Origin of the sequence: Mycobacterium sp. E787 (assembly GCF_001668725.1) — a bacterium.
GTDB lineage: Bacteria > Actinomycetota > Actinomycetes > Mycobacteriales > Mycobacteriaceae > Mycobacterium.
In genome coordinates, this window is the sequence record NZ_LZKL01000025.1 from 36719 (window position 1) to 57911 (window position 21193).

The 21193-nt window shown below is 70.6% G+C and carries 20 protein-coding genes; 12 read left to right on the forward strand and 8 right to left on the reverse strand.

Annotated features, from left to right (window positions below; all coding sequences use genetic code 11):
• Nucleotides 1–7: 7 nt before the first annotated feature.
• From rpoZ to metK, 3 genes are all read left to right on the forward strand, one after another.
• Nucleotides 8–331: a DNA-directed RNA polymerase subunit omega gene (rpoZ, locus tag A5705_RS04300; RefSeq protein ID WP_067880732.1), complete on the forward strand. Its 324-nt coding sequence runs from the start codon at nucleotides 8–10 to the stop codon at nucleotides 329–331.
• A gap of 14 nt (nucleotides 332–345) precedes the next feature.
• Nucleotides 346–1623 carry a bifunctional phosphopantothenoylcysteine decarboxylase/phosphopantothenate--cysteine ligase CoaBC gene (coaBC, locus tag A5705_RS04305; RefSeq protein ID WP_068275654.1) on the forward strand — a complete coding sequence of 426 codons (1278 nt, stop codon included), beginning with the start codon at nucleotides 346–348 and terminating at the stop codon, nucleotides 1621–1623.
• 69 nt (nucleotides 1624–1692) lie between these two features.
• The gene (metK, locus tag A5705_RS04310; protein ID WP_067880738.1) at nucleotides 1693–2904 is read left to right on the forward strand and encodes a methionine adenosyltransferase; all 1212 of its coding nucleotides are present in this window, start codon (nucleotides 1693–1695) and stop codon (nucleotides 2902–2904) included.
• A gap of 12 nt (nucleotides 2905–2916) precedes the next feature.
• Here the strand turns inward: metK and A5705_RS04315 are convergent, their stop codons facing one another.
• A complete protein-coding gene (locus tag A5705_RS04315; protein WP_067880741.1) occupies nucleotides 2917–4395 on the reverse strand; it encodes an NAD(P)/FAD-dependent oxidoreductase in 1479 nt (492 codons plus the stop codon).
• Nucleotides 4392–5780 carry a cytochrome P450 gene (locus A5705_RS04320; protein ID WP_067880744.1) on the reverse strand — a complete coding sequence of 463 codons (1389 nt, stop codon included), beginning with the start codon at nucleotides 5778–5780 and terminating at the stop codon, nucleotides 4392–4394. The genes A5705_RS04315 and A5705_RS04320 overlap by 4 nt, the downstream gene beginning before the upstream one ends.
• A 75-nt stretch (nucleotides 5781–5855) precedes the next feature.
• Here A5705_RS04320 and A5705_RS04325 point away from each other — a divergent pair, with 75 nt between their 5' ends.
• Nucleotides 5856–6884: an AraC family transcriptional regulator gene (locus A5705_RS04325; protein WP_067880747.1), complete on the forward strand. Its 1029-nt coding sequence runs from the start codon at nucleotides 5856–5858 to the stop codon at nucleotides 6882–6884.
• Nucleotides 6885–6888: 4 nt separating this feature from the next.
• Here the strand turns inward: A5705_RS04325 and A5705_RS04330 are convergent, their stop codons facing one another.
• The gene (locus tag A5705_RS04330; RefSeq protein WP_067880750.1) at nucleotides 6889–7851 is read right to left on the reverse strand and encodes an alpha/beta hydrolase; all 963 of its coding nucleotides are present in this window, start codon (nucleotides 7849–7851) and stop codon (nucleotides 6889–6891) included.
• A 22-nt stretch (nucleotides 7852–7873) separates the two neighbouring features.
• Entirely contained in the window at nucleotides 7874–8830 is a 957-nt protein-coding gene (locus A5705_RS04335) for an alpha/beta hydrolase (protein WP_067880753.1), read from the reverse strand.
• Here A5705_RS04335 and A5705_RS04340 point away from each other — a divergent pair.
• The 3 genes from A5705_RS04340 to A5705_RS04350 all read left to right on the forward strand — a co-directional run bounded on the left by A5705_RS04340 (nucleotide 8829) and on the right by A5705_RS04350 (nucleotide 12203).
• Nucleotides 8829–9584 carry a lysoplasmalogenase gene (locus A5705_RS04340; protein ID WP_067880756.1) on the forward strand — a complete coding sequence of 252 codons (756 nt, stop codon included), beginning with the start codon at nucleotides 8829–8831 and terminating at the stop codon, nucleotides 9582–9584. The two genes, A5705_RS04335 and A5705_RS04340, sit on opposite strands and share 2 nt — an antisense overlap.
• Before the next feature lie 63 nt (nucleotides 9585–9647).
• Nucleotides 9648–11591 carry a primosomal protein N' gene (locus A5705_RS04345; protein WP_068275816.1) on the forward strand — a complete coding sequence of 648 codons (1944 nt, stop codon included), beginning with the start codon at nucleotides 9648–9650 and terminating at the stop codon, nucleotides 11589–11591.
• Between the two features lie 123 nt (nucleotides 11592–11714).
• The gene (locus tag A5705_RS04350) at nucleotides 11715–12203 is read left to right on the forward strand and encodes a MarR family transcriptional regulator (RefSeq protein WP_067880759.1); all 489 of its coding nucleotides are present in this window, start codon (nucleotides 11715–11717) and stop codon (nucleotides 12201–12203) included.
• Nucleotides 12204–12212: 9 nt separating this feature from the next.
• Here the strand turns inward: A5705_RS04350 and A5705_RS04355 are convergent, their stop codons facing one another.
• The gene (locus tag A5705_RS04355; protein ID WP_068275657.1) at nucleotides 12213–13040 is read right to left on the reverse strand and encodes a class I SAM-dependent methyltransferase; all 828 of its coding nucleotides are present in this window, start codon (nucleotides 13038–13040) and stop codon (nucleotides 12213–12215) included.
• Between the two features lie 223 nt (nucleotides 13041–13263).
• On the opposite strand from A5705_RS04355, the gene fmt reads away from it, so the two are divergent.
• The 4 genes from fmt to ribD all read left to right on the forward strand — a co-directional run bounded on the left by fmt (nucleotide 13264) and on the right by ribD (nucleotide 17381).
• Nucleotides 13264–14196 carry a methionyl-tRNA formyltransferase gene (fmt, locus tag A5705_RS04360; RefSeq protein WP_067881056.1) on the forward strand — a complete coding sequence of 311 codons (933 nt, stop codon included), beginning with the start codon at nucleotides 13264–13266 and terminating at the stop codon, nucleotides 14194–14196.
• On the forward strand, nucleotides 14193–15566 hold the full coding sequence (locus A5705_RS04365; protein ID WP_068275660.1) for an RsmB/NOP family class I SAM-dependent RNA methyltransferase: 1374 nt from the start codon (nucleotides 14193–14195) through the stop codon (nucleotides 15564–15566). Before fmt ends, A5705_RS04365 begins: the two co-directional genes overlap by 4 nt.
• A gap of 88 nt (nucleotides 15567–15654) precedes the next feature.
• The gene (rpe, locus tag A5705_RS04370; RefSeq protein WP_067880768.1) at nucleotides 15655–16344 is read left to right on the forward strand and encodes a ribulose-phosphate 3-epimerase; all 690 of its coding nucleotides are present in this window, start codon (nucleotides 15655–15657) and stop codon (nucleotides 16342–16344) included.
• The gene (gene ribD, locus A5705_RS04375; RefSeq protein ID WP_067880770.1) at nucleotides 16341–17381 is read left to right on the forward strand and encodes a bifunctional diaminohydroxyphosphoribosylaminopyrimidine deaminase/5-amino-6-(5-phosphoribosylamino)uracil reductase RibD; all 1041 of its coding nucleotides are present in this window, start codon (nucleotides 16341–16343) and stop codon (nucleotides 17379–17381) included. Before rpe ends, ribD begins: the two co-directional genes overlap by 4 nt.
• Before the next feature lie 28 nt (nucleotides 17382–17409).
• Here ribD and A5705_RS04380 read toward each other — a convergent pair whose 3' ends face one another.
• Both A5705_RS04380 and A5705_RS04385 read right to left on the reverse strand, forming a co-directional pair.
• Complete coding sequence (locus tag A5705_RS04380) at nucleotides 17410–19095, reverse strand: MFS transporter (protein WP_067880773.1); 1686 nt, start codon at nucleotides 19093–19095, stop codon at nucleotides 17410–17412.
• On the reverse strand, nucleotides 19092–19805 hold the full coding sequence (locus tag A5705_RS04385; RefSeq protein WP_067880777.1) for an LppX_LprAFG lipoprotein: 714 nt from the start codon (nucleotides 19803–19805) through the stop codon (nucleotides 19092–19094). Before A5705_RS04385 ends, A5705_RS04380 begins: the two co-directional genes overlap by 4 nt.
• Before the next feature lie 84 nt (nucleotides 19806–19889).
• On the opposite strand from A5705_RS04385, the gene A5705_RS04390 reads away from it, so the two are divergent.
• The gene (locus A5705_RS04390; RefSeq protein WP_068275663.1) at nucleotides 19890–20507 is read left to right on the forward strand and encodes a riboflavin synthase; all 618 of its coding nucleotides are present in this window, start codon (nucleotides 19890–19892) and stop codon (nucleotides 20505–20507) included.
• 162 nt (nucleotides 20508–20669) lie between these two features.
• On the opposite strand, the gene A5705_RS04395 is transcribed toward A5705_RS04390, so the two are convergent.
• Nucleotides 20670–20963: a hypothetical protein gene (locus A5705_RS04395; RefSeq protein ID WP_068275665.1), complete on the reverse strand. Its 294-nt coding sequence runs from the start codon at nucleotides 20961–20963 to the stop codon at nucleotides 20670–20672.
• Between the last annotated feature and the right edge of the window lie 230 nt (nucleotides 20964–21193).

Below are 21193 nucleotides of genomic sequence, written 5' to 3' on the forward strand. Positions count from 1 at the left end.
GACCTACGTGAGCATTCCCCAGTCCGACGCGTCGCTGACCGCCGTGGACCAGTTCGATCCGTCGGCAGGCGGACAGGCCGCCTACGACACCCCGCTGGGCATCACCAACCCGCCCATCGACGATCTGCTGGACCGCGTGTCCAGCAAGTACGCCCTGGTGATCTACGCCGCCAAGCGGGCCCGCCAGATCAACGACTACTACAACCAGCTCGGCGAGGGCATCCTCGAATACGTCGGCCCGCTCGTCGAGCCCGGGCTGCAGGAAAAGCCACTGTCCATCGCGCTGCGTGAGATCCACGCCGACCTGCTCGAACACACCGAGGGCGAATAGCAGCCGGGCGCGCTGTGGACGGCAAGCGGACCCCCAACCAGGTCGCCAAACAGGTCGTAGTCGGCGTCTCCGGCGGCATCGCCGCCTACAAGGCGTGCACGGTGGTTCGCCAGCTCGCCGAGGCCGGCCACGAGGTCCGTGTCATTCCCACCGAATCCGCGCTGCGATTCGTCGGGGCGGCCACCTTCGAGGCGCTGTCGGGTCACCCGGTGCGCACCGGTGTCTTCGACGACGTCCCGGAGGTTCCCCACGTCCAGATCGGCAAGCGGGCCGACCTGGTCGTGGTGGCGCCGGCCACCGCCGACCTGCTGGCCCGGGCGGTGCACGGCCGCGCCGACGACCTGCTGACCGCGACCCTGCTGACCGCCCGGTGCCCCGTGCTGTTCGCGCCGGCGATGCACACCGAGATGTGGTTACACCCGGCCACCGTCGACAACGTGGCCACGCTGCGGCGCCGCGGGGCCGTGGTGCTGGAGCCCGCATCCGGGCGGCTCACCGGCACCGACAGCGGTGCGGGGCGGCTGCCGGAGGCCGAGGAGATCACCACGCTGGCCCACCTGCTGCTGGACCGCCCTGACGCGCTGCCCTATGACCTCGCCGGCTGGAGGCTGCTGGTGACCGCCGGCGGCACCCGCGAACCGATCGACCCGGTGCGCTTCATCGGCAACCGCAGCTCCGGCAAGCAGGGCTATGCGGTGGCGCGGGTCGCCGCGCAGCGCGGCGCCGACGTCACGCTGATCGCCGGGCACACCGCCGGCCTGATCGACCCCGCGGGCGTCAACGTGGTGCAGGTCAGCTCGGCGACGCAACTCGCAGAGGCGGTGTCCAAGCACGCGCCCGAGGCCGACGTGCTGGTGATGGCGGCGGCCGTCGCCGACTTCCGGCCGGCACAGGTCGCCGCCGCGAAGATCAAGAAGGGCCCGGACGAACGGGACGAAGCGCCGACGATCCAATTGCTCCGCAACGACGACGTGCTGGCCGGCACGGTGCGGGCGCGGGCCCACGGGCAGCTGCCCAACATGCGCGCAATCGTGGGATTTGCCGCCGAGACCGGCGACGCCAACGGCGACGTGCTGTTCCACGCCCGGGACAAGTTGCGGCGCAAGGGATGTGACCTGCTGGTCGTCAATGCCGTCGGCGACAACAAGGCGTTCGAGGTGGACAGCAACGACGGGTGGCTGCTGGCTTCCGACGGCACCGAGTCGGCGCTGCCGCACGGCTCGAAGACGGTGATGGCCAGTCGTATCGTGGACGCGATCGTCGCGTTTTTGCACGGCGAGGGCGGCGGGTAGCGGTCCCGGTTTGCGCCGCGATGCCAGCCGATATGATTCGGCTGACTAACTATTGGAAGGATTGAGGCTGTGAGCGAAAAGGGTCGGCTGTTTACCAGTGAGTCGGTGACCGAGGGGCATCCCGACAAGATCTGTGACGCGATCAGCGACTCGGTCCTCGACGCGCTGCTGGCGGAGGACCCGCGCTCACGGGTGGCGGTCGAGACGCTGGTGACCACCGGCCAGGTGCACGTGGTGGGCGAGGTGACGACGACGGCCAAGGAGGCGTTCGCCGACATCACCAACACGGTTCGCGAGCGCATCCTCGAGATCGGTTACGACTCCTCGGACAAGGGCTTCGACGGGGCGTCGTGCGGGGTGAACATCGGCATCGGCGCGCAGTCGCCCGACATCGCCCAGGGTGTGGACACCGCCTACGAGGCCCGGGTCGAGGGCGAGCGGGACCCGCTGGACGCGCAGGGCGCCGGCGACCAGGGGCTGATGTTCGGCTACGCGATCGCCGACACGCCCGAACTGATGCCGCTGCCTATCGCGCTGGCCCACCGCCTGTCCCGGCGGCTGACCGAGGTGCGCAAGAACGGCGTGCTGCCCTACCTGCGCCCGGACGGCAAGACGCAGGTCACCATCGAATACGAGGACAACGTCCCGGTCCGGCTGGACACCGTGGTGATCTCCACCCAGCACGCGGCCGACATCGACCTGGAGCACACCCTGACCCCCGACCTTCGGGAAAAGGTGGTCAACACCGTCCTCGACGACCTGGCGCACGACACGCTGGACACCTCCTCGACGCGGCTGCTTTTCAACCCGACCGGCAAGTTCGTCCTGGGCGGCCCGATGGGCGACGCGGGGCTGACCGGCCGCAAGATCATCGTCGACACCTACGGCGGCTGGGCCCGCCACGGCGGCGGCGCGTTCTCCGGCAAGGATCCGTCCAAGGTGGACCGCTCGGCCGCCTACGCGATGCGCTGGGTGGCCAAGAACATCGTCGCGGCGGGGCTGGCCGAACGGGTGGAGGTGCAGGTGGCCTACGCCATCGGCAAGGCCGCACCGGTCGGCCTGTTCGTCGAGACGTTCGGCACCGCGACGGTCGACCCGGTCAAGATCGAGAAGATCGTGCCCGAGGTGTTCGACCTGCGCCCCGGCGCGATCATCCGCGACCTGGACCTGCTGCGCCCGATCTACGCCCAGACCGCCGCGTACGGGCACTTCGGCCGCACCGACATCGAGCTGCCCTGGGAGCAGCTCAACATGGTCGACGAGCTCAAGCGCGCCGTCTGAGGGCGCAGGTGGCTAGGCGGTGAACCGGTAGTCGTCGAGGTCGAACCGCCGGCTGCGCCAGTAGGTCTCCAGCGTGGTCGCCGGGCGTAGCGGCACGTCGCCGTTCTTGTCGAAGTAGTAGCTGTTGGCCAGCTTGCAGCTGTCCTGCCAGAAGATCTGCCGGTGCCGCTTGCGCATCATCTCGGCGAAGTACCGCTCGTTGGCCTCCTTGGTCACCTCGACGCGCGTCGCGGCGACGCGCCGGGCCCGTTTGAGGCACCGCACGATGTGGTGCGTCTGGGTCTCGATCAACGCGAAATACGAAGAGCCGACGTACCCGTACGGCCCGAAGACGGTGAACATGTTGGGAAAGCCGGGAACTGAAACCCCCTCGTAGGCCTGCAGCCGGTGCTCGTCCCAAAACCGGCTCAGGGACACCCCGCCGGCGCCGGTGACCGCGAACGTGGGGACGTTGTCGGTGTCCATCACCTTGAAGCCGGTGGCCAGGATCAACACGTCGACCTCGTGCGCCTCGCCGTCGGTGGTGGCGACCGCGTCGGGCGTGACCTTGTCGATCGGCTCGGTGACCAGCCGGACGTTGTCGCGGTTGAAGGTGGCCAGGTAGTCGTTGTGGAAGCCGGGCCGCTTGCAGCCCACGGCGTAGCGGGGGGTGAGTTGCTCACGCACCGTCGGGTCGGTGACCTGCTTTCGCAAATAGGCGAGCCCGGCCGACCTCATCCGCTCGGCCAGCGGGAAGACCGTGAAGTACTGGGCAGCGATGGTGAAGCTCAGCTCGACGAAGGCCTGGCTGAGCAGCCGCTGCACGACCTTGCCGCCGGGTATCCGCATCGCCCAGCGGATCGGCGCCGGCAGTGGCACGTCGAACTTGGGGAAGCACCAGATCGGGGTGCGCTGAAACACCGTGAGCTGGGAGACGATCGGCGCGATCTCGGGGATCACCTGCACGGCCGAGGCGCCGGTGCCGATGATCGCGACGCGCTTGCCGGTCAGGTCCTGGCCGTGGTCCCACCGCGCGGTGTGCATGGTGATGCCGGCGAAGGAGTCCACGCCGTCGATGTCGGGCAGGTTCGGCACGGTCAGCACGCCGCACGCGCTGACCAGGAACCGGGCGGTCATCACCCCGCCGGGGTCGGTCTGCACGCGCCACAACGCGTGCTCGTCGTCGAACTCGGCGGACAGCACCTTGGTGTTGAAGCGGATCCGCGACCGGATGCCGTATTTGTCGACGCAATGCTCGGCGTAGGCCTTGAGCTCGCGGCCGGGCGCGTAGGTTCGCGACCAGCGCGGGCTCTGTTCGAAGGAGTACTGGTAGGAGAACGACGGAATGTCCACGGCGATACCGGGATACGTGTTCCAGTGCCACGTCCCGCCGACGCCGTCGCCGGCCTCGAGCACCAGGTAGTTGGACAGCCCGGCCTGGTCGAGCTTGATCGCGGCGCCGATGCCGGAGAATCCCGCGCCGACGATGAGGGTGTGGTAGTCGGGTCTCATGGGCGGCTCGTTCCGATCATGTGCAGCCCGTGCCTGGGCCGCAACGTCAACGTTGCCTCCGGTTCGACCGGGTGGCCTGGGGCGAGGTCGAAGACGTGCCGTTGGCTCATGATCGCCGTGATCAGCACCATCTCCATCAACGCGAAGCTCTGCCCGATGCAGATCCGCCGGCCGCCGCCGAACGGCAGGTACGCCGACCGCGGCCGCGCCCGGTCGGGGACGAGAAACCGATTGGGGTCGAAGGCTTCCGGGTCGCGCCACCAGCGCGCGTCATGGTGGATGTGGTGGATCGGGATCACGACGGTGGTGCCGGGTCGGATGTGGTGGTTGCCGATGACGTCGTCGGCCACCGCCCTGCGCGCGATCACCCACACCGCGGAGAAGTAGCGCTGCGACTCCTGCAGGCACGCCGACGTCCACGGCAGCCGGCCCAGGTCGTCGGCGGTGGGCCGGCGGCCGCCCAGCACGTCGTCGACCTCGGCGAGCATCCGCTCGCGGGCCGCGGCGTTGCCGGCCATCAGGTACCAGAACCACGACATGGCGTTGGCGGTGGTCTCGTGGCCCGCGAGCATGAAGGTGAGGGCTTCGTCGCGGACCCGGCGGCGTGGCCACCGGCCGCCGTCCGCGCGCAGCAACACGTTGAGGAAGTCGGCGGATTCGGTGGGGTGCGCCAGGCGGTGGTCGATGATGGCGTTGACCGCCGCGTCGAGCGTCAGCACGATTTCCTGCATGTCGCGCAGCGGCGGCGGCATGCGGACTCCCGAGAACACGCACCGGTTCAGGGCGTCGTAGACCGGGCGCGGCATCAGGCCCCAGAGCGCGAGCCGCTCCAGCTTCTCCGCGTGCCGCATCCCGCGCGTCGCCAGGTCGTTCATGCTGTGCACCAGCGGCCCGAAGTCCTGGCTGAACAGGGAATTGGCGACCACGCGCAGGGTCGCCTCGACCATCGTCTCGTGCATGTCGAATCGTCGTCCCGCGGCCAGGCCGTCGGCGATGTCGGTGATCGGATCGATCATCAGGCCGACGATCTCGTTGAGGTGCCGCCGCGCGAACGTGGGGTTCAGCAGACCGCGGTGGGTGGCCCAGGAGTCGCCCTCGTCGGTGAGGAGATTGACCCCCGCGGTGGCCCGGATCGGCTCGTACTCATCGGACTTGACGTAGCGCAGCCGCGCCGAGTGCAGCACGTGGTCCACGTAATCGGGATGGCTGATCGACACGAAACGTCTTCCACCGCAGCGGAACCGGACAATGTCGCTGCCCCGGGCCCGGCCCAGGAACCCGTCGCCGACGTCGAAGCCGACGGTGAGGGCCTCGCGCGTCATGGTCCACGCGCTGAGGCGCTTGGCGGGTGTTCCGGGTAGCCGCTCCACGGTGAGGGTCGCCATGCGTCAACTGTAGGGGCGAGGCGCCCGGTCCATAATGAGAGAATCGGACAGCGAGTTGGGACTTTAGGACAGGCCATGCGGCAGCGGCTCCCGATCGAGGTGAGCCACCCGGTCTACGCGACGCGGGTGCTGTGCGAGGTCGCCAACGATCGGGGGGTTCCGACCCGCGACGTTCTCGCGGGCACCGCGATCGACCCGGCCCAGCTCACCGATCCCGACGCTGTGGTGAGCGCGCTCGACGAAATCCGGGCCGTGCGCCGGTTGCTGGCCCGGCTCCCCGACGAGGCCGGCCTCGGCGTCGACGTCGGCAGCCGGTTCACGCTGACCCACATGGGGCTGTTCGGGTTCGCCGTGATGTCATGCGGCACACTGCGCGAGCTGTTCTCCATGGCGATGCGCTACTTCGCCCTGACCATGCTGCACATCGACCTCAAGCTGTTCGAAACCGCCGACGACTGCGTGATCGAGATCGGCGCGGCGCACCTGCCGGAGGATGTGCGGGGCTTCTTCATCGAACGCGACATCGCCGGAATCATCTCCACCACGGTGACATTCACGCTGCCCGTGGCCGAGAAGTACGCGCAGGAGGTGTCGGCCGAGCTGGCGGTCAACGAGGCGCTGCTGCGGCCGGTGCTGGCGCTGGTACCCGTGCACGATGTCGCGTTCGGGCGGGCGCACAACCGGTTGCACTTCCCGCGGGCCATGTTCGACGAGCCCCTGCCGCAGGCCGACCGCCACACGATGGAGCTGTGCATGGCGCAGTGTGACGTGCTGATGCAGAACAGCGAGCGCCGCCAGGGCATCACCGCGCTGGTGCGCAGCAAGCTGTTTCGGGATTCGGGCGTGTTCCCCACGCTGTCCGACGTCGCGGCGGAGCTCGACATCCACCCGCGGACGCTGCGCCGCCGGCTCGCCGAGGAGGACACGTCGTTCCGTGCGCTGTTGAACGAGGCGCGTTCGACGGTGGCCGTCGACCTGCTCCGCAACGTCGGCCTGACGGTGGAGGAGGTGTCCACCCGCCTGGGCTACACGGAGGTCTCGACGTTCTCGCACGCGTTCAGGCGCTGGTACGGCGTTGCGCCCAGCGCATATTCGCGACGCTGAATCTTCAGCCGTGCAGCGCCTTCCGCAACGCGGCCAGCCCGCGGTTGGTGGCCTCGGCGGCGGCCGGAATCACCAGGGCGAAGCTGGCGTAGCCGTGCACCATGTTCGGCTCGTTACTCAGTTCGGCGGGCACGCCCGCGGCGTTGAGCAGCTCGGCGTAGACGGACCCGTCGTCGCGCAGCGGGTCGTGTTCGGCGATCCCGATGAAGGCGGGCGGCAAGCCGGACAGGTCGTCGGCGTTGGCCGGGGCCAGCGTGGTCGGCAGGGCCTTCGGGTCGGTGATGTCCAGGTTCGGCAGGTACCAGGACAGGAAGGCGTCGATCACGTCGCGATCCAGGATGGGCGCATACGCGTTCTCGGTGTGCGACGGCAGCGACAGATCGGCGGTGACCGTTGGGTACCACAGCAACTGGAACTTCAGCGTCGGTCCGCAGTTATCGCGGGCCAGGTGCGCCATGACGGCGGCGAGGTTGCCGCCGGCCGAGTCACCCGCCACCGCGATGCGGTCCGGGTCGCCGCCCAGCTCGGCGGCGTTCTCGGCGACCCACTGCAGCGCGGCCCAGCAGTCGTTCACCCCCGCGGGGAATGGGTGTTCGGGGGCCAGCCGGTAGTCGACGGACACGACGATGGCCTCGGCGCCGACGGCGTGCGCGCGGGCGACGGGGTCGTGGGTCTCCAGGTCGCCGAGGCAGAATCCGCCGCCGTGGTAGAAGACGACGATGGGCAGCGCCTCGCGATCGCTGGCGGGCCGGTAGATCCGCACGGGAATGTCGGTCAACTCGCCGTAACCGATCGTCCGCTCTTCGGTGCGCATATCCGGAAGCAGTTCGGGGGGCACCTTGAGCTGGCGCAGCCTCGAGCGCGCGACCTCGACACCGTCGGCGGCGTTGAAGGTGACCGTGAAGGCGTCGAGCAGCGTCTTCAGCGTCGGATCGATGGTCGGTCGAGCGAGGGTCGGCTCAATCATTAGTACAAAATACGCCTGGCGTTCATCTGTGCAGCGCATTCCGCAACGCCGCGAGCCCGCGCTCCATGGCGGATGTGGCCGCCGGCACGACGCCGGCGTAGCCGAGGTAGCCGTGCACCATGGTCTCGGCGTTGTGCACCTCGACCGGGACGCCCGCGTCGGCCAGCAACTCGCCGTACCGGATGCCGTCGTCGCGCAGCGGGTCATGACCGGCGACGCCGATGTAGGCCGACGGCAGGCCGGTCAGGTCCTTCGCCCGCCCCGGCGCCATGCCCGGCGGCGGATCCGACGGGTCGACTTCGCCTGCGTACCAACGCGAGAACGCGGCGACGGCCCTGGTGTCCAGGATCGGCGCGGTCGCGTTCTCGGTGAACGACGGCAGCGACGGGTCCCAGAGCGTGGAGGGATACCACAACAGCTGGAACGCGATCGGCGGCCCGCCGCCATCGCGGGCCCGCTGGGCGGTCGACGCGGCGATCGTCCCGCCGGCCGAATCGCCGGCGACCGCGATCCGCGTGGTGTCGGCACCGAGCTCGGATCCGTGCTCGGTGACCCACAGCGTTGCGGCCCAAGCGTCTTCGACGGCGGCGGGGTAGGGGTGCTCGGGTGCCAGCCGGTAGTCGACGGACACCACGATCGCCTCTGCGGCGACCGCGTGCTGGCGGGCCGTGCCGTCGTGGGTGTCGAGGTCGCCCACGACGAAGCCGCCGCCGTGGAAGAACAGCACCACGGGCGCGGCCGGCCCCGGATCGGCTGAGGGCCAATAGATCCGGGTGCCGAGGGGGCCGCCCGGCCCCGGGATGGTCCGGTCCTCGACCCGCAGCTCGGGGTGCAGTGGGCGGCGGGGCAGGTTCCGGAACCGTTGCCGCGCCGCGTCGACACCATCGTCCGTTGATAGCCGGAAGGGAACCGCATCCAGTACCTTCTGCAAGATGGGGTCGATACCAGGGTTTTCCTCCGCCGTGTCCAAGCTGGGCATGGAAGTACCGTACGCACCTCGCCTGGTGTCCGGCGGCTGGGTGGTGGCCGGGTGGGCGGGCCTCGCGTACGGCGTCTACCTGACCGTGCTCGCGTTGCGCTCGCCGCCGGGAACGAGTTTGACGGGGCACTGGGTCCTGCAGCCGGCGTTCAAGGCGTCGATGGCGGTGCTGCTGACCGTCGCCGCGGTGGCGCACCCCATCGTCCGCGAGCGGCGCTGGCTGATGCCGGCGCTGCTGTTGTCGGCCGTCGGCGACTGGCTGTTGGCCATCCCGTGGTGGACGATGTCATTCGGCTTGGGGCTGGCGGCATTCCTGTTGGCGCACTTGTGTTTCCTGGGCGCACTGATTCCCCTGGCCCGCGCGTCGCGGCCGCGCCTGGCCGCGGTCGTCCTGATGTGCCTCGTCTCGGTGTCGTTGTTGCTGTGGTTGTGGCCCCACCTGATCCGCGACAAGCTGACCGTTCCGGTGGCGCTCTACATGATCGTGCTGACCGCGATGGTGTGCGCGGCCCTGCTGGCCGATTTGCCGACGATCTGGACCGCGGTGGGTGCGGTGTGTTTCGCGGCGTCGGACGCCATGATCGCGATCGGCCGGTTCGTCCTGTACAACGACGCGCTTGCGGTGCCGATCTGGTGGCTCTACGCCGCCGCCCAGGTCCTGATCACGGCGGGATTCTTCTTCGGCCGCGAGGAGCCCGACTACGAGTACGAGGGCGACTACGACGATTACGAGCCCGGGCCTGACGAAGGCTAGTTGTCGGTTCCCTTGGCCAGCAAGGTAACTCCCGAGGTCGAACCGATCGCGCGGGTGCTGCCCATGCTCTCGGTGCCGCACCTGGACCGCGAGTTCGACTACCTGGTGCCCGCCGAGCAGTCCGACGACGCGCAGCCCGGGGTGCGGGTGCGGGTGCGGTTCCACGGCCGGCTGGTCGACGCGTTCGTGCTGGAACGCCGCAACGACACCGATCACAGCGGCAAGCTGGGCTGGCTGGACCGCGTCGTGTCGGCCGAACCGGTCCTCACGCCGGAGATTCGCCGACTGGTCGACGCGGTGGCGGCGCGCTACGCCGGGACCAGGCCCGACGTGTTGCGGCTGGCGGTGCCGCCCCGGCACGCCAGGGTGGAGCGGGAACCGGCGGGCGTCCTCGCGCTGCCGGTGGTCGCGCCCGTCGACCCGTCGCGCTGGGAGGCCTACGGCCGCGGCGGGCAGTTCCTTGCCGCGCTGGCCGAGTCGCGCGCCGCCCGGGCCGTCTGGCAGGCGCTGCCGGGCGAGCCGTGGGCGGACCGCTTCGCCGAGGCGGCCGCGCAAACCGTCCGGGCGGGGCGGGCGGCGCTGGCGATCGTGCCCGACCAACGGGACCTGGACACGCTGTGGTGCGCCGCGACCGCCCACATCGACCCGGAGTGCGTGGTGGCGCTGTCGGCGGGACTGGGCCCGGCCGCGCGCTATCGGCGTTGGCTCGTGGCGCTGCGCGGCACCGCGCGGCTGGTGATCGGCACCCGCAGCGCGGTTTTCGCGCCGCTGTCCGACCTGGGCCTCGTCATGGTGTGGGCCGACGCCGATGACAGCCTCGCCGAACCGAGGGCGCCGTACCCGCACGCCCGCGAGGTCGGGATGCTGCGCGCGCACCAGGCGCGTTGCGCGGCGCTGATCGGCGGGTTCGCTCGGACGGCCGAGGCCCAGGCGCTGGTGCGCAGCGGATGGGCGCATGACATCGTCGCGGTGCGGCCGGTGGTGCGCGCCCGCACCCCGCGGGTCGTCGCCCTCGACGACAGCGGCTACGCCGAGGAGCGCGACCCGGCCGCGCGCACCGCGCGGATTCCGTCCATCGCGCTGCGCGCCGCCCGCTCGTCGCTGGAGGCGGGTGCGCCGGTGCTGGTGCAGGTGCCCCGGCGCGGGTACGTCCCGTCGCTGGCGTGCGGGCGCTGCCGCACCATCGCGCGGTGCCGGTACTGCACGGGCCCGCTGGCGCTGCAGGAGCGTGGACCGGGTGCGGTGTGCCGCTGGTGCGGACGAGCCGAACCCCAGTTACGTTGCGCGCGTTGCGGATCCGAAGCGGTGCGCGCGGTCGTTGTGGGGGCCAGGCGCACCGCCGAGGAGCTCGGCCGCGCCTTCGCCGGGACGCCGGTCGTCACCTCGGCGGGCGACGCCGTCGTCTCGGAGGTGGCCGCCCGCCCGGCGCTGGTGGTCGCGACGCCGGGCGCCGAACCCCGCGCGGAGGCCGGGTACGGCGCGGCGCTGCTGCTGGACACCTGGGCGCTGCTGGGCCGCCAAGACCTGCGCGCCGCCGAGGACGCGCTCTGGCGCTGGATGAGCGCCGCGGCGCTGGTGCGTGCGCGCGGCGACGGCGGCGTCGTGCTGGTGGTCGCCGAATCAACAATTCCCACAGTGCAATCGCTGATCCGTTGGGACCCGGTGGGGCATGCGGATGCCGATCTGACGGCGCGCGCCGAGGTCGGCCTGCCACCCAGCGTGCACATGGCGGCCATCGACGGCGGGGCCGAAGCGGTGGCGGCGCTCCTGGAGGAGGCGCGGTTGCCCGACGGGGCCGATGTGCTGGGTCCCGTCGACCTGCCGCCGGGCGTGCGCCGGCCCCCGGGGACGCCCGCGGACGTGCCGGCGATCAGGATGCTGGTGCGCGTGCCCCGCGAGCACGGCCTGGCGCTGGCCGCGTCGCTGCGCCGCGGCGTCGGGGTGCTCAGCGCCCGGCAGAACCACGAGCCGGTGCGGGTGCAGATCGACCCGCTGCACATCGGTTAGCGGCCGGCCGGGCAAACCGTTCCCTGCGGCGATAGTATGTCTAGGAAACTATCCCGGATCTCGATACTAGAAGGCTGTTACACTTTCTACTCTCCAGCTCTGATGGCCCGAAGGGAAGGCGCGATGGCGGCGGACAACGCGACCACGGCTGACGAGTCACTGGACGTGATCACCGATGCGTTGCTGACGGCCTCGCGTTTGCTGGTGGCGATCTCGGCCCGCTCGATCGGGCAGGTCGACGAATCCATCACCATTCCGCAGTTCCGGACCCTGGTGATCCTGTCCAACCGCGGCCCCGTCAACCTGGCCACGCTGGCCGGCCTGCTCGGCGTGCAACCCTCGGCCACCGGCCGGATGGTCGACCGGCTAGTCGCCGCCGGACTGATCGACCGCCTCCCGCACCCGACCTCCCGCCGCGAACTGCTGGCCGCGCCGACCAAGCGCGGACGCGAGATCGTCCGGCGGGTCACGGCGTACCGGCGCGCCGAGATCGCCGCGATCGTGGAGAAGATGCCGGCGCCGGAACGTCATGGGCTGGTGCGGGCCCTGACCGCGTTCACCGCCGCCGGCGGCGAGCCCGACGTCCACGTGGACGCGGACCTCGACGTGTAGCCGCCCGACTCACCCCTTTTCAGCGGTGACCAGCAGGTACTCCCACTGCATGGCGCCGTCGGCCAGGTACTGGTGTGCCAGCTCGACGAGTTGCGCGTCGAGCTCGGTGGACAGGATGCGGTTGTGGCCGATGTTCGCGTACGCCTCGATGGTCGGGCCGTAGTGATCCTTGAAGTACCGGTGCACGGCCTCGGCGCTGTCGAACCGGTTCACCGGCAGGTTGCCCCGCACCGTCGTGACGCGGCCGACCCGGTCGCCCAGCAGCCCGGCGACGTAACCCTCGCGCCCCCACATCGCCGCCGGGGCCACCGCCGGTGACAGGCTCGGGCGGTACGGCCGCAGGGTGGCCAGCATCCGGCCGAAGAATCCCTCCGGGGTCCAACTGATCACGCCGATCGTTCCGCCCGGCCGGCAAACCCGGATCAGCTCGTCGGCCGCACGCCGGTGGTCGGGCGCGAACTGCACGCCGATCGCCGAGACGACGGCGTCGAACTCACCGTCGCCGAACGGCAGCGCGTGCGCGTTGGCTTCCCGATAGTCCAGCACCAACCCCTGCGCCGCGGCCCGCGCCTGCGACCGCTGCAGCAACTCGGGGGTGAGGTCGGTGGAGACGACGTCGGCGCCGGTCCTGGCCGCGGGCAGTGAGATGTTGCCGGACCCTGCGGCGACATCGAGCACCCGCACGCCAGGGCCGATGCCGGTTGCGGCCACCAGTACCGGCCCCAGCGGGGCCATCACCTCCTCGGCCATCAGGGCGTAGTCGCCCAGCGCCCACATCGCGCGATGCGTCGCCGCGACGTCGTCGGGAACGGTGCTGTCGAGGGCGTCGAGAGTCATGAGACCTCCTGCGATAGGAACGGACTGGCTGCCCGACCTCGTCGTCGTGGGCGTCACGGGTTGAGGGACCCGCGACCATTTCCGTCAGAAACAATAGCTATTGGCAATAGTAAGCTGGCGCAACTGTATGAAAGCTGGGCGTGTCCTGCGGAGATCCGGTGCTTGCTCGCCCAGGTCCGTGCGTCGGCCCGATCACGAGCGGCCCGCTCCCTAGACTGTGCCGGTGCGTCTCGTCTTCGCCGGCACTCCCGAACCCGCGTTGCCCGCGCTGCGTCGCCTCATCGATTCGCCGCGGCACGATGTGGTCGCGGTGCTCACCAGGCCCGACGCCGCCTCGGGCCGGCGCGGCAGGCCGGAGCCGTCCCCGGTGGCGCGTGAGGCGCTCGATCGCGGCATCCCGGTGCTGCGGCCGGCGCGGCCCAACTCGCCGGAATTCGTGGCCGAGCTGGCGGACTTCGCGCCGGACTGCTGCCCGGTGGTGGCCTATGGCGCGCTGCTGCGCGACGAGCTGCTCGCCGTCCCCCCGCACGGCTGGATAAACCTGCACTTCTCGCTGCTGCCGGCCTGGCGCGGCGCCGCGCCGGTGCAGGCCGCGATCGCCGCGGGCGACGCGATCACCGGCGCGACCACCTTCCGGATCGAGCCGAGCCTGGACTCCGGACCGGTGTACGGGGTGGTCACCGAGGCGATCCGGCCCACCGATACCGCGGGGGATCTGCTTGAGCGGCTGGCGATTTCGGGGGGCGAGCTGCTGTCCGCCACGCTGGACGGCATCGCCGACGGCACCCTGACGCCACGGCCGCAGCCGGCCGACGGGATCAGCATCGCGCCCAAGATCTCCGTGGAGGAGGCCAGAGTGCGCTGGGACCTGCCGGCGCCCGTGGTGGAGCGCCGCATCCGGGCCGTCACCCCCAACCCGGGCGCCTGGACGCTGATCGGTGACCTGCGCGTCAAGCTCGGGCCCGTGCGGATCGAGCCAGGGTCGCCAGAACCTCTGGGGCCCGGCGTGATTCACGTCGACCGCAACGGCGTGTGGGTCGGCACCGGCTCGGAACCGGTGCGGCTGGGTCAGATCCAGCCGCCCGGCAAGAAGCTCATGAACGCCGCCGACTGGGCCCGCGGCGCGCGGCTCGACGCCGCCGCGCGGGCCTCATGAGCGGCAAACCTCAGCGGCGGCGCAAGCCGCTGGACCCGGCGCGCGCGGCCGCGTTCGAGGTGTTGCGCGCCGTCAGCGAGCGCGACGCGTACGCGAACCTGGCCCTGCCCGCGCTGCTGCGTCAGCGCGGAATCGGCGGCCGCGACGCCGCTTTCGCCACCGAGCTGACCTACGGCACCTGCCGCACCCGCGGGCTGCTCGACGCGATCATCGGCGCGGCCGCCGGGCGCCCGCCGGCGGCCATCGACTCGGTGCTGCTCGACCTGCTCCGCCTCGGTGCCTACCAGTTGCTGCGCACCCGGGTGGGCACCCACGCCGCGGTGTCCACCACGGTGGAACAGGCCGGAATCGAATTCGACTCGGCCCGAGCCGGTTTCGTCAACGGTGTGCTGCGGACGATCGCGGGCCGAGACGAGAAGTCCTGGGTCGACGAGCTGGCGCCCGACGCCGCGCGGGATCCCATCGGGCACGCCGCGTTCGTGCACGCGCACCCGCGCTGGATCGCTCAGGCCTTCGCCGACGCGCTCGGCGCGGCCGCGGGGGAACTCGATGCGGTTCTGGCCGGCGACGACGAACGGCCCCAGGTGCACCTGGCGGCGCGCCCAGGTGTGCTGACCGCCGCCGAACTGGCCGACGCGGTCGGTGGCACCGTCGGCCGTTATTCGCCGTACGCGGTGTACCTGCCGGGCGGGGATCCCGGGCGGCTGGCGCCCGTGCGCGACGGCTCGGCGCTGGTCCAGGACGAGGGCAGCCAGCTGGTGGCCCGGGCGCTGACGCTGGCCCCGGTCGACGGCGACACCGGCCGGTGGTTGGACCTGTGCGCCGGCCCCGGCGGCAAGACCGCGTTGCTGGCGGCGCTGGGTCTGGACTCCGGGGCCCGCGTCACGGCGGTGGAGCCCGCCCCGCGCCGCGCCGACCTGGTCGCGGAGAACACCCGCGGCCTGCCCGTCGAGGTGCTGCGCGTCGACGGTCGGGAGACCGGCCTGGAGCCCGGCTTCGACCGGGTGCTCGTCGACGCGCCCTGCACCGGGCTGGGGGCATTACGGCGCCGGCCGGAGGCCCGCTGGCGGCGCCAGCCGGCCGACGTGCCGCCGCTGGCCAAGTTGCAACGCGAGCTGCTGGCGGCCGCGATCGCGCTGACCCGTCCCGGCGGCGTGGTGCTCTATGCGACCTGTTCGCCCCACCTTGCGGAAACCGTCGGGGTGGTGGGCGACGCGCTGCGCCGGCAGCCGGTGGAGGCGCTGGACACCCGGCCGCTTTTCGAGCCCGTCACCGAGGGATTGGGGCCGGGGCCCTACTCGCAGCTGTGGCCGCACCGGCACGGCACCGATGCGATGTTCGCGGCCGCGCTGCGCCGCGTGACGGCGTAGCGCGACCGCGACTCAGACGACCCGGCCGCGGCCGCGCTGCGCCGCGCCTGAGGTGAGTCCGGCCGCCGGGCTCAGTAGTGTGGCGCACATGCCCGGCCACACCGGTAGACCGCTGATCGCGCCGTCGATCCTCTCCGCCGATTTCGCCCGACTCGCCGACGAAGCGGCCGCCGTGAACGGCGCCGACTGGTTGCACGTCGATGTGATGGACAACCACTTCGTCCCGAACCTGACCATCGGGTTGCCGGTGGTGGAGGCGCTGCTGGCCAGCACCGCCATCCCGATGGACTGCCATCTGATGATCGAGGATCCGGATCGGTGGGCGCCGCCGTACGCCGAAGCGGGCGCCTACAACGTCACCTTCCACGCCGAGGCGACCGGCAATCCCGTCGGGGTGGCCCGCGACATCCGCGCCGCCGGCGCCAAGGCCGGGATCAGCGTGAAACCGGGGACCCCGCTGGAGCCCTACCTGGAAATCCTCCCGCACTTCGACACCCTGCTCATCATGTCGGTCGAGCCCGGCTTCGGCGGCCAGAGCTTCATCCCCGACGTGCTCGGGAAGGTCCGCACCGCCCGCAAGATGATCGACGCCGGGGAGCTGACGATCCTGGTGGAAATCGACGGCGGCATCAACGCGGACACCATCGAGCAGTCCGCCGAAGCCGGCGTCGACTGCTTCGTCGCCGGGTCGGCGGTGTACGGGGCGGAGAACCCGGAGGCCGCGGTCGAGGCGTTGCGGCGGCAGGCCGCCGCCGCGTCCGCGCACCTGCGCGCATGAACCAGCCCACGAACCAGCCCCAGTCGGTCGACAGCCTCGAGGCGGCGATGCGCCTGGCGATCGAACACTCCTACCAGGTCAAGGGCACCACGTACCCGAACCCCCCGGTCGGGGCCGTCATCGTGGACCCGCAGGGTCGCGTCGTCGGCGTCGGTGCCACCGAGCCGGCCGGGGGCGATCACGCCGAGGTGTTGGCCCTGCGGCGGGCCGGCGGCCTCGCGGCCGGCGGCATCGCGTTCGTCACCCTCGAGCCGTGCAATCACTTCGGCAAGACGCCGCCGTGCGTCAACGCCCTGATCGAAGCCAGGGTGGGCACGGTCATCTACGCGGTCCCCGACCCGAACGCGATCGCGGGCGGGGGCGCGGGCCGGCTGCAGGCGGCCGGCATCCAGGTGCGGTCCGGGGTGCTGGCCGACCAGGTGGCCGCCGGGCCGCTGCGGGAGTGGCTGCACAAGGTGCGGACGGGCCTGCCGCATGTGACGTGGAAGTACGCCAGCAGCATCGACGGCCGCAGCGCCGCCGCCGACGGCAGCAGCCAGTGGATCTCCAGCGAGGCCTCCCGGTTGGACCTGCATCGCCGCCGCGCCCTCGCCGACGCGATCGTGGTCGGCACCGGCACCGTGCTGGCCGACGATCCGGCGTTGACCGCCCGGCGCGCCGACGGCTCGCTGGCGGACCGCCAGCCGCTGCGGGTGGTGGTGGGGATGCGCGAAATACCTTCGGAGGCAAAGGTTCTCAACGACGACTCACGCACCATGGTGATCCGCACCCACGATCCGATGGAGGTGATCCGGGCGCTGTCGGACCGCACCGACGTGCTGCTGGAGGGCGGCCCCACCCTGGCCGGCGCCTTCCTGCGGGCCGGTGCGGTCAACCGCATCCTGGCCTACGTCGCGCCGATACTGCTGGGCGGCCCCATCACGGCCGTCGGCGACGTCGGGGTGCCCACCATGACGCGCGCCCTGCGCTGGCAGTTCGACGGGATCGACCGGGCCGGCCCGGACGTGGTGCTCAGCCTGGTTCCGCACGGCGGTTAGCGCCGGCGACTCGCGATCGCCGCGAAGCTCAGGGCGCGGGGACGACCGCGGGTTCTTGCTCGGGCACTTCCGGTTCCTCGGCGTGCTCGGTCCGGCCGCTGATGAGCAGGCCCAGCAGCGCTCCCACCACGCAGACCCCCGCGGTGATGGTGAAGATCTCGCCGTACATGGCCGCGAACGAGGGGAGGACGTTCTGCGCCTGGGCGATGGCCCGGTCCGGCTTGCTCATGCCGCTGGGCAGGGCTGTGTTCTTCTCGTTGAGGATCTGGTAGAAGCGGTAGAGCCCCCAGGCGCTGAGCGCGGCCACACCGATCAGCATGCCGGTCATCCGGGACACCACCACCGCCGCCGAGGCGATGCCATGCTCGGCCGCGGGCACGACGCGCAGCGCGGCCGACGTCAGCGGCCCGATCACCAACCCGAGCCCCAAACCGGCGATCAACAGATCATTGTTGACCGCGACGCCGCCGAGCTTCAGGCCGTTGTCCACAGCGGGCACCGAGAACAAGCCGAAGAAACTGTGCTGGTAGTGCATCAGGTCCACCGGCCAGTGCGCGATCAGCAGGTAGCCGCCGGCGGCGATCAGCAGCCCGACCAGGGCAACAGCGCGGTCGCCGACCCGGGTGGCGATGAAGCCCCCGAGCAGCGCGCCCACCGGCAGCGCGATCAGGAACGACGTCAGCATCGCGGCCGCCTTGGTCTGGTCCAGGCCCAGCACGCCCTGACCGAACAGTTCGACGTCGACCAGCGTCACCATCAGCGCGGCGCCGGCGGCGAACGACGCGCCCATCGCGGCCAAAAACGGCCGGAACTGCACTCCCGCCGGGTTGATCAGCCGGGTCCGGGCGAAGCGTTCCCAGAGCAGGAAGATGACCGCGAAGACGGCCGCGGCGATCACCAGGGGCAACCCGTAACTGGGCAGCGCCTCCTGACCGTTCGGGTTCGGGTTGTACAGGCCGATCACCGCGAGACCGAGGGTGATGGCCAGCAGCAGGCCGCCGACCACGTCGATCTTCTCCGGCGCCTCGCTGCGGTCGTGCGGCGGCAGGCTGATCTGGATCAGCGCCATCGCGACCAGGGTCAGCGGGACGTTGATCCAGAACACGTCGCGCCAGTCGCGGAACAGCCAGACGATGAAGATGCCGTACAGCGGGCCCAGCACGCTGCCGAGTTCCTGCGCGGCGCCGATGCCGCCGAGCACGGCGGCGCGGTTGCGCTGCGCCCACAGATCGGCGCCCAGGGCCAGGGTCACCGGCAGCAGCGCGCCGCTGGCGATGCCCTGGATGGTGCGGCCGGCGACCAGCACGTGCAGCGTCTGCACGTGGAAGTTCTGTATCGGGTAGCCGAGAATCACCAGGTCCCGGAGCGGGTGGCCGAAGATCTCCACATTCATGCCGGCCACGTCGAAATTGCCGATCGCCACCGACAGCGCGGTGACCACCGAGCCGACCATGAACGTCGCCAGGCTGACCTGAAGCAGCCGCTTGCGGCCGAACCGGTCGGACGCCTTGCCCAGCAGCGGCATGGCCGCGATGTAGCCCAGCAGGTACATCGTGACGATCGGGGTGATCCGCTGCAGCTGGTTAATCGGAATGCCGACGTCGTGCATGATGTCGCGCATGATCGTGACCACGACGTAGGCGTCGAGGGCACCCAGCAGCACCGCCAGGCTGCCGGCTCCGATCGCGACCCGACGTCCCGCCAGCCTGCTCATGAGGCCGCGGGCTTGTTGATCTGCACCGGCTGGTTCCAGTTCGACAACGCCATCTGGACACTGTTGCCCGGGCTTTGTTGGAGCTGCACCTGGGCCAGCTGGTGATCACCGTTTTCCACGATCCACACCGTGGCCGGCACCGGTTTGGTCGCCTTGAAGGGGGACGCGATCTTGTTCACGGCGTCCGCCGAGACGTTTCCGCTGATGCGGACGGTGGTCTGGCCGCTGATCTGGTCGCGCCCCTCGGCCTTGGCGTCGGTGAAGTTCGCGAGCACGTTGGGCAGGCCGGTGTCCGGGCTGAGGATCGCCGAGGGATCGTAGACCTGGGAGGCCGGACCCACGTCGGTCATCGTCTTGTCGCCCGGGTTGAGGGCGTTGGTGTACAGGTCACCGCCCACGACGACGAAGTCCGCACTGATGTCCTGGCCGCCGAGAGTGATCTGGGCGTTGCCCTGCGCCGCGGTGCTCGGCGACGTGGTGAGGTCACCGGACAGACTCCGCACGGCCAACCCCGGGATCTTCCCGTTCACCGTCAGCACCAGGTGCGCGCTCTTCAGGTTCTTGGTGGCGTCGGTGGACTGCTTGACCAGCGTGGCACCGTCGGGCAACGGGCCGCCGCTTTTCGACGAGCTGAAGGAGCAGCCCGCAACCAGGGCGGCGGCGAGGCCTAAGAAGGCAAGGACGGCCGACAGACGGTGGGGGGTTTGCATACCCTGCATCGTAGAGGGTGCTGGTGACCGGCTTTCGGAACGCGGGGCCCGCTTCGGCGCGCATCGGCCCGTTAACCTGGTGCAATGTTCACCGGAATTGTCGAGGAGCTCGGGGAGATCACCGGCCGGGACGTCCTGGCGGACGCCGCGCGGCTGACCATTCGCGGGCCCGTGGTGACCGCCGACGCCGGCCACGGCGATTCGATCGCCGTCAACGGCGTGTGCCTGACGGTCGCCGAGCTGAAGCCGGACGGCCAGTTCACCGCCGACGTGATGGGCGAGACCCTCAACCGGTCCAACCTCGGCCAGCTGGAGGTCGGCAGCCGGGTGAACCTGGAGCGCGCCGCGGCCATCAACAGCCGGCTGGGCGGGCACATCGTGCAAGGCCACGTCGACGGCACCGGCCGGGTGGTGGACCGCACACCGTCCGAGCACTGGGAGGTGGTGCGGATCGAGGTTCCCGCGTCGGTGGCCCGCTACGTCGTCGAAAAGGGGTCGATCACGGTGGACGGGATCTCCCTGACGGTGTCCGCCCTGGGATCCGAGCCGCAGGAGTGGTTCGAGGTGTCGCTGATCCCGACGACGAGGGAACTGACCACCCTCGGCCGGGCCCCGGTCGGCACGCAGGTGAACCTCGAGGTCGACGTCATCGCCAAGTACGTCGAGCGGTTGATGGCAGATAAACGCTGGTCACGAGCATAAACCGCCAAGGTGTCGTGCAGCGAGGCGGTAAGCCTGTCCCACTCGACGACCGTCGGCTCAAGGACACGCTGCTGCTCGTTGGACGTCACGCTATTGGCCCTGAGCTGGCCCTGCGCTGCAGTTGACGGCCTCGGCAATCCGGGTCTGTGGCCAGGCCATACGTCACCGGGCTCGGTGGCCATTTCCGTGACCGTTCAGGTAACGGCGCTGCAGCCGTGCGATAAGAATCTGTGCTTCGGAAATGTCTTGCCGCAGCGCGCCAGCTTCGCTCCGGATGGCGGACGCCCGTCCGTCCGTGCCGACTTCTTGATCTTCAAGCCACGCCAGCCGGTGGCTCATCGCGTGCAATTGCTCGCGCAACGCGCGGACCAGCTCCACAGCCTGCGCGACATCGCATGCATGGGCGTCGCCGGGCAGCGCCAGGCTCAAGCTGCGGCCGAAGCCCCATTCACGCATAACGCTCAAGCGTTCGCTCAGCGCCGATGAGCGCCTAGGGGCTTACGGCTTACGCGCCTAGGGCCATATGGCCCGTGGCGGCACGGCGAAATCGCAAAGTTCTCGGCAGGTTTTTCCTACACCGGCAGCTGAGCAGCAATCTCTTCTCAGCGACCCTAACGGGCAGTTGGGCCGTACTTCCGCAGCTTTTATGCGGCGGCCGGCGCTGATTTCAGCACCTTCGCCCAACC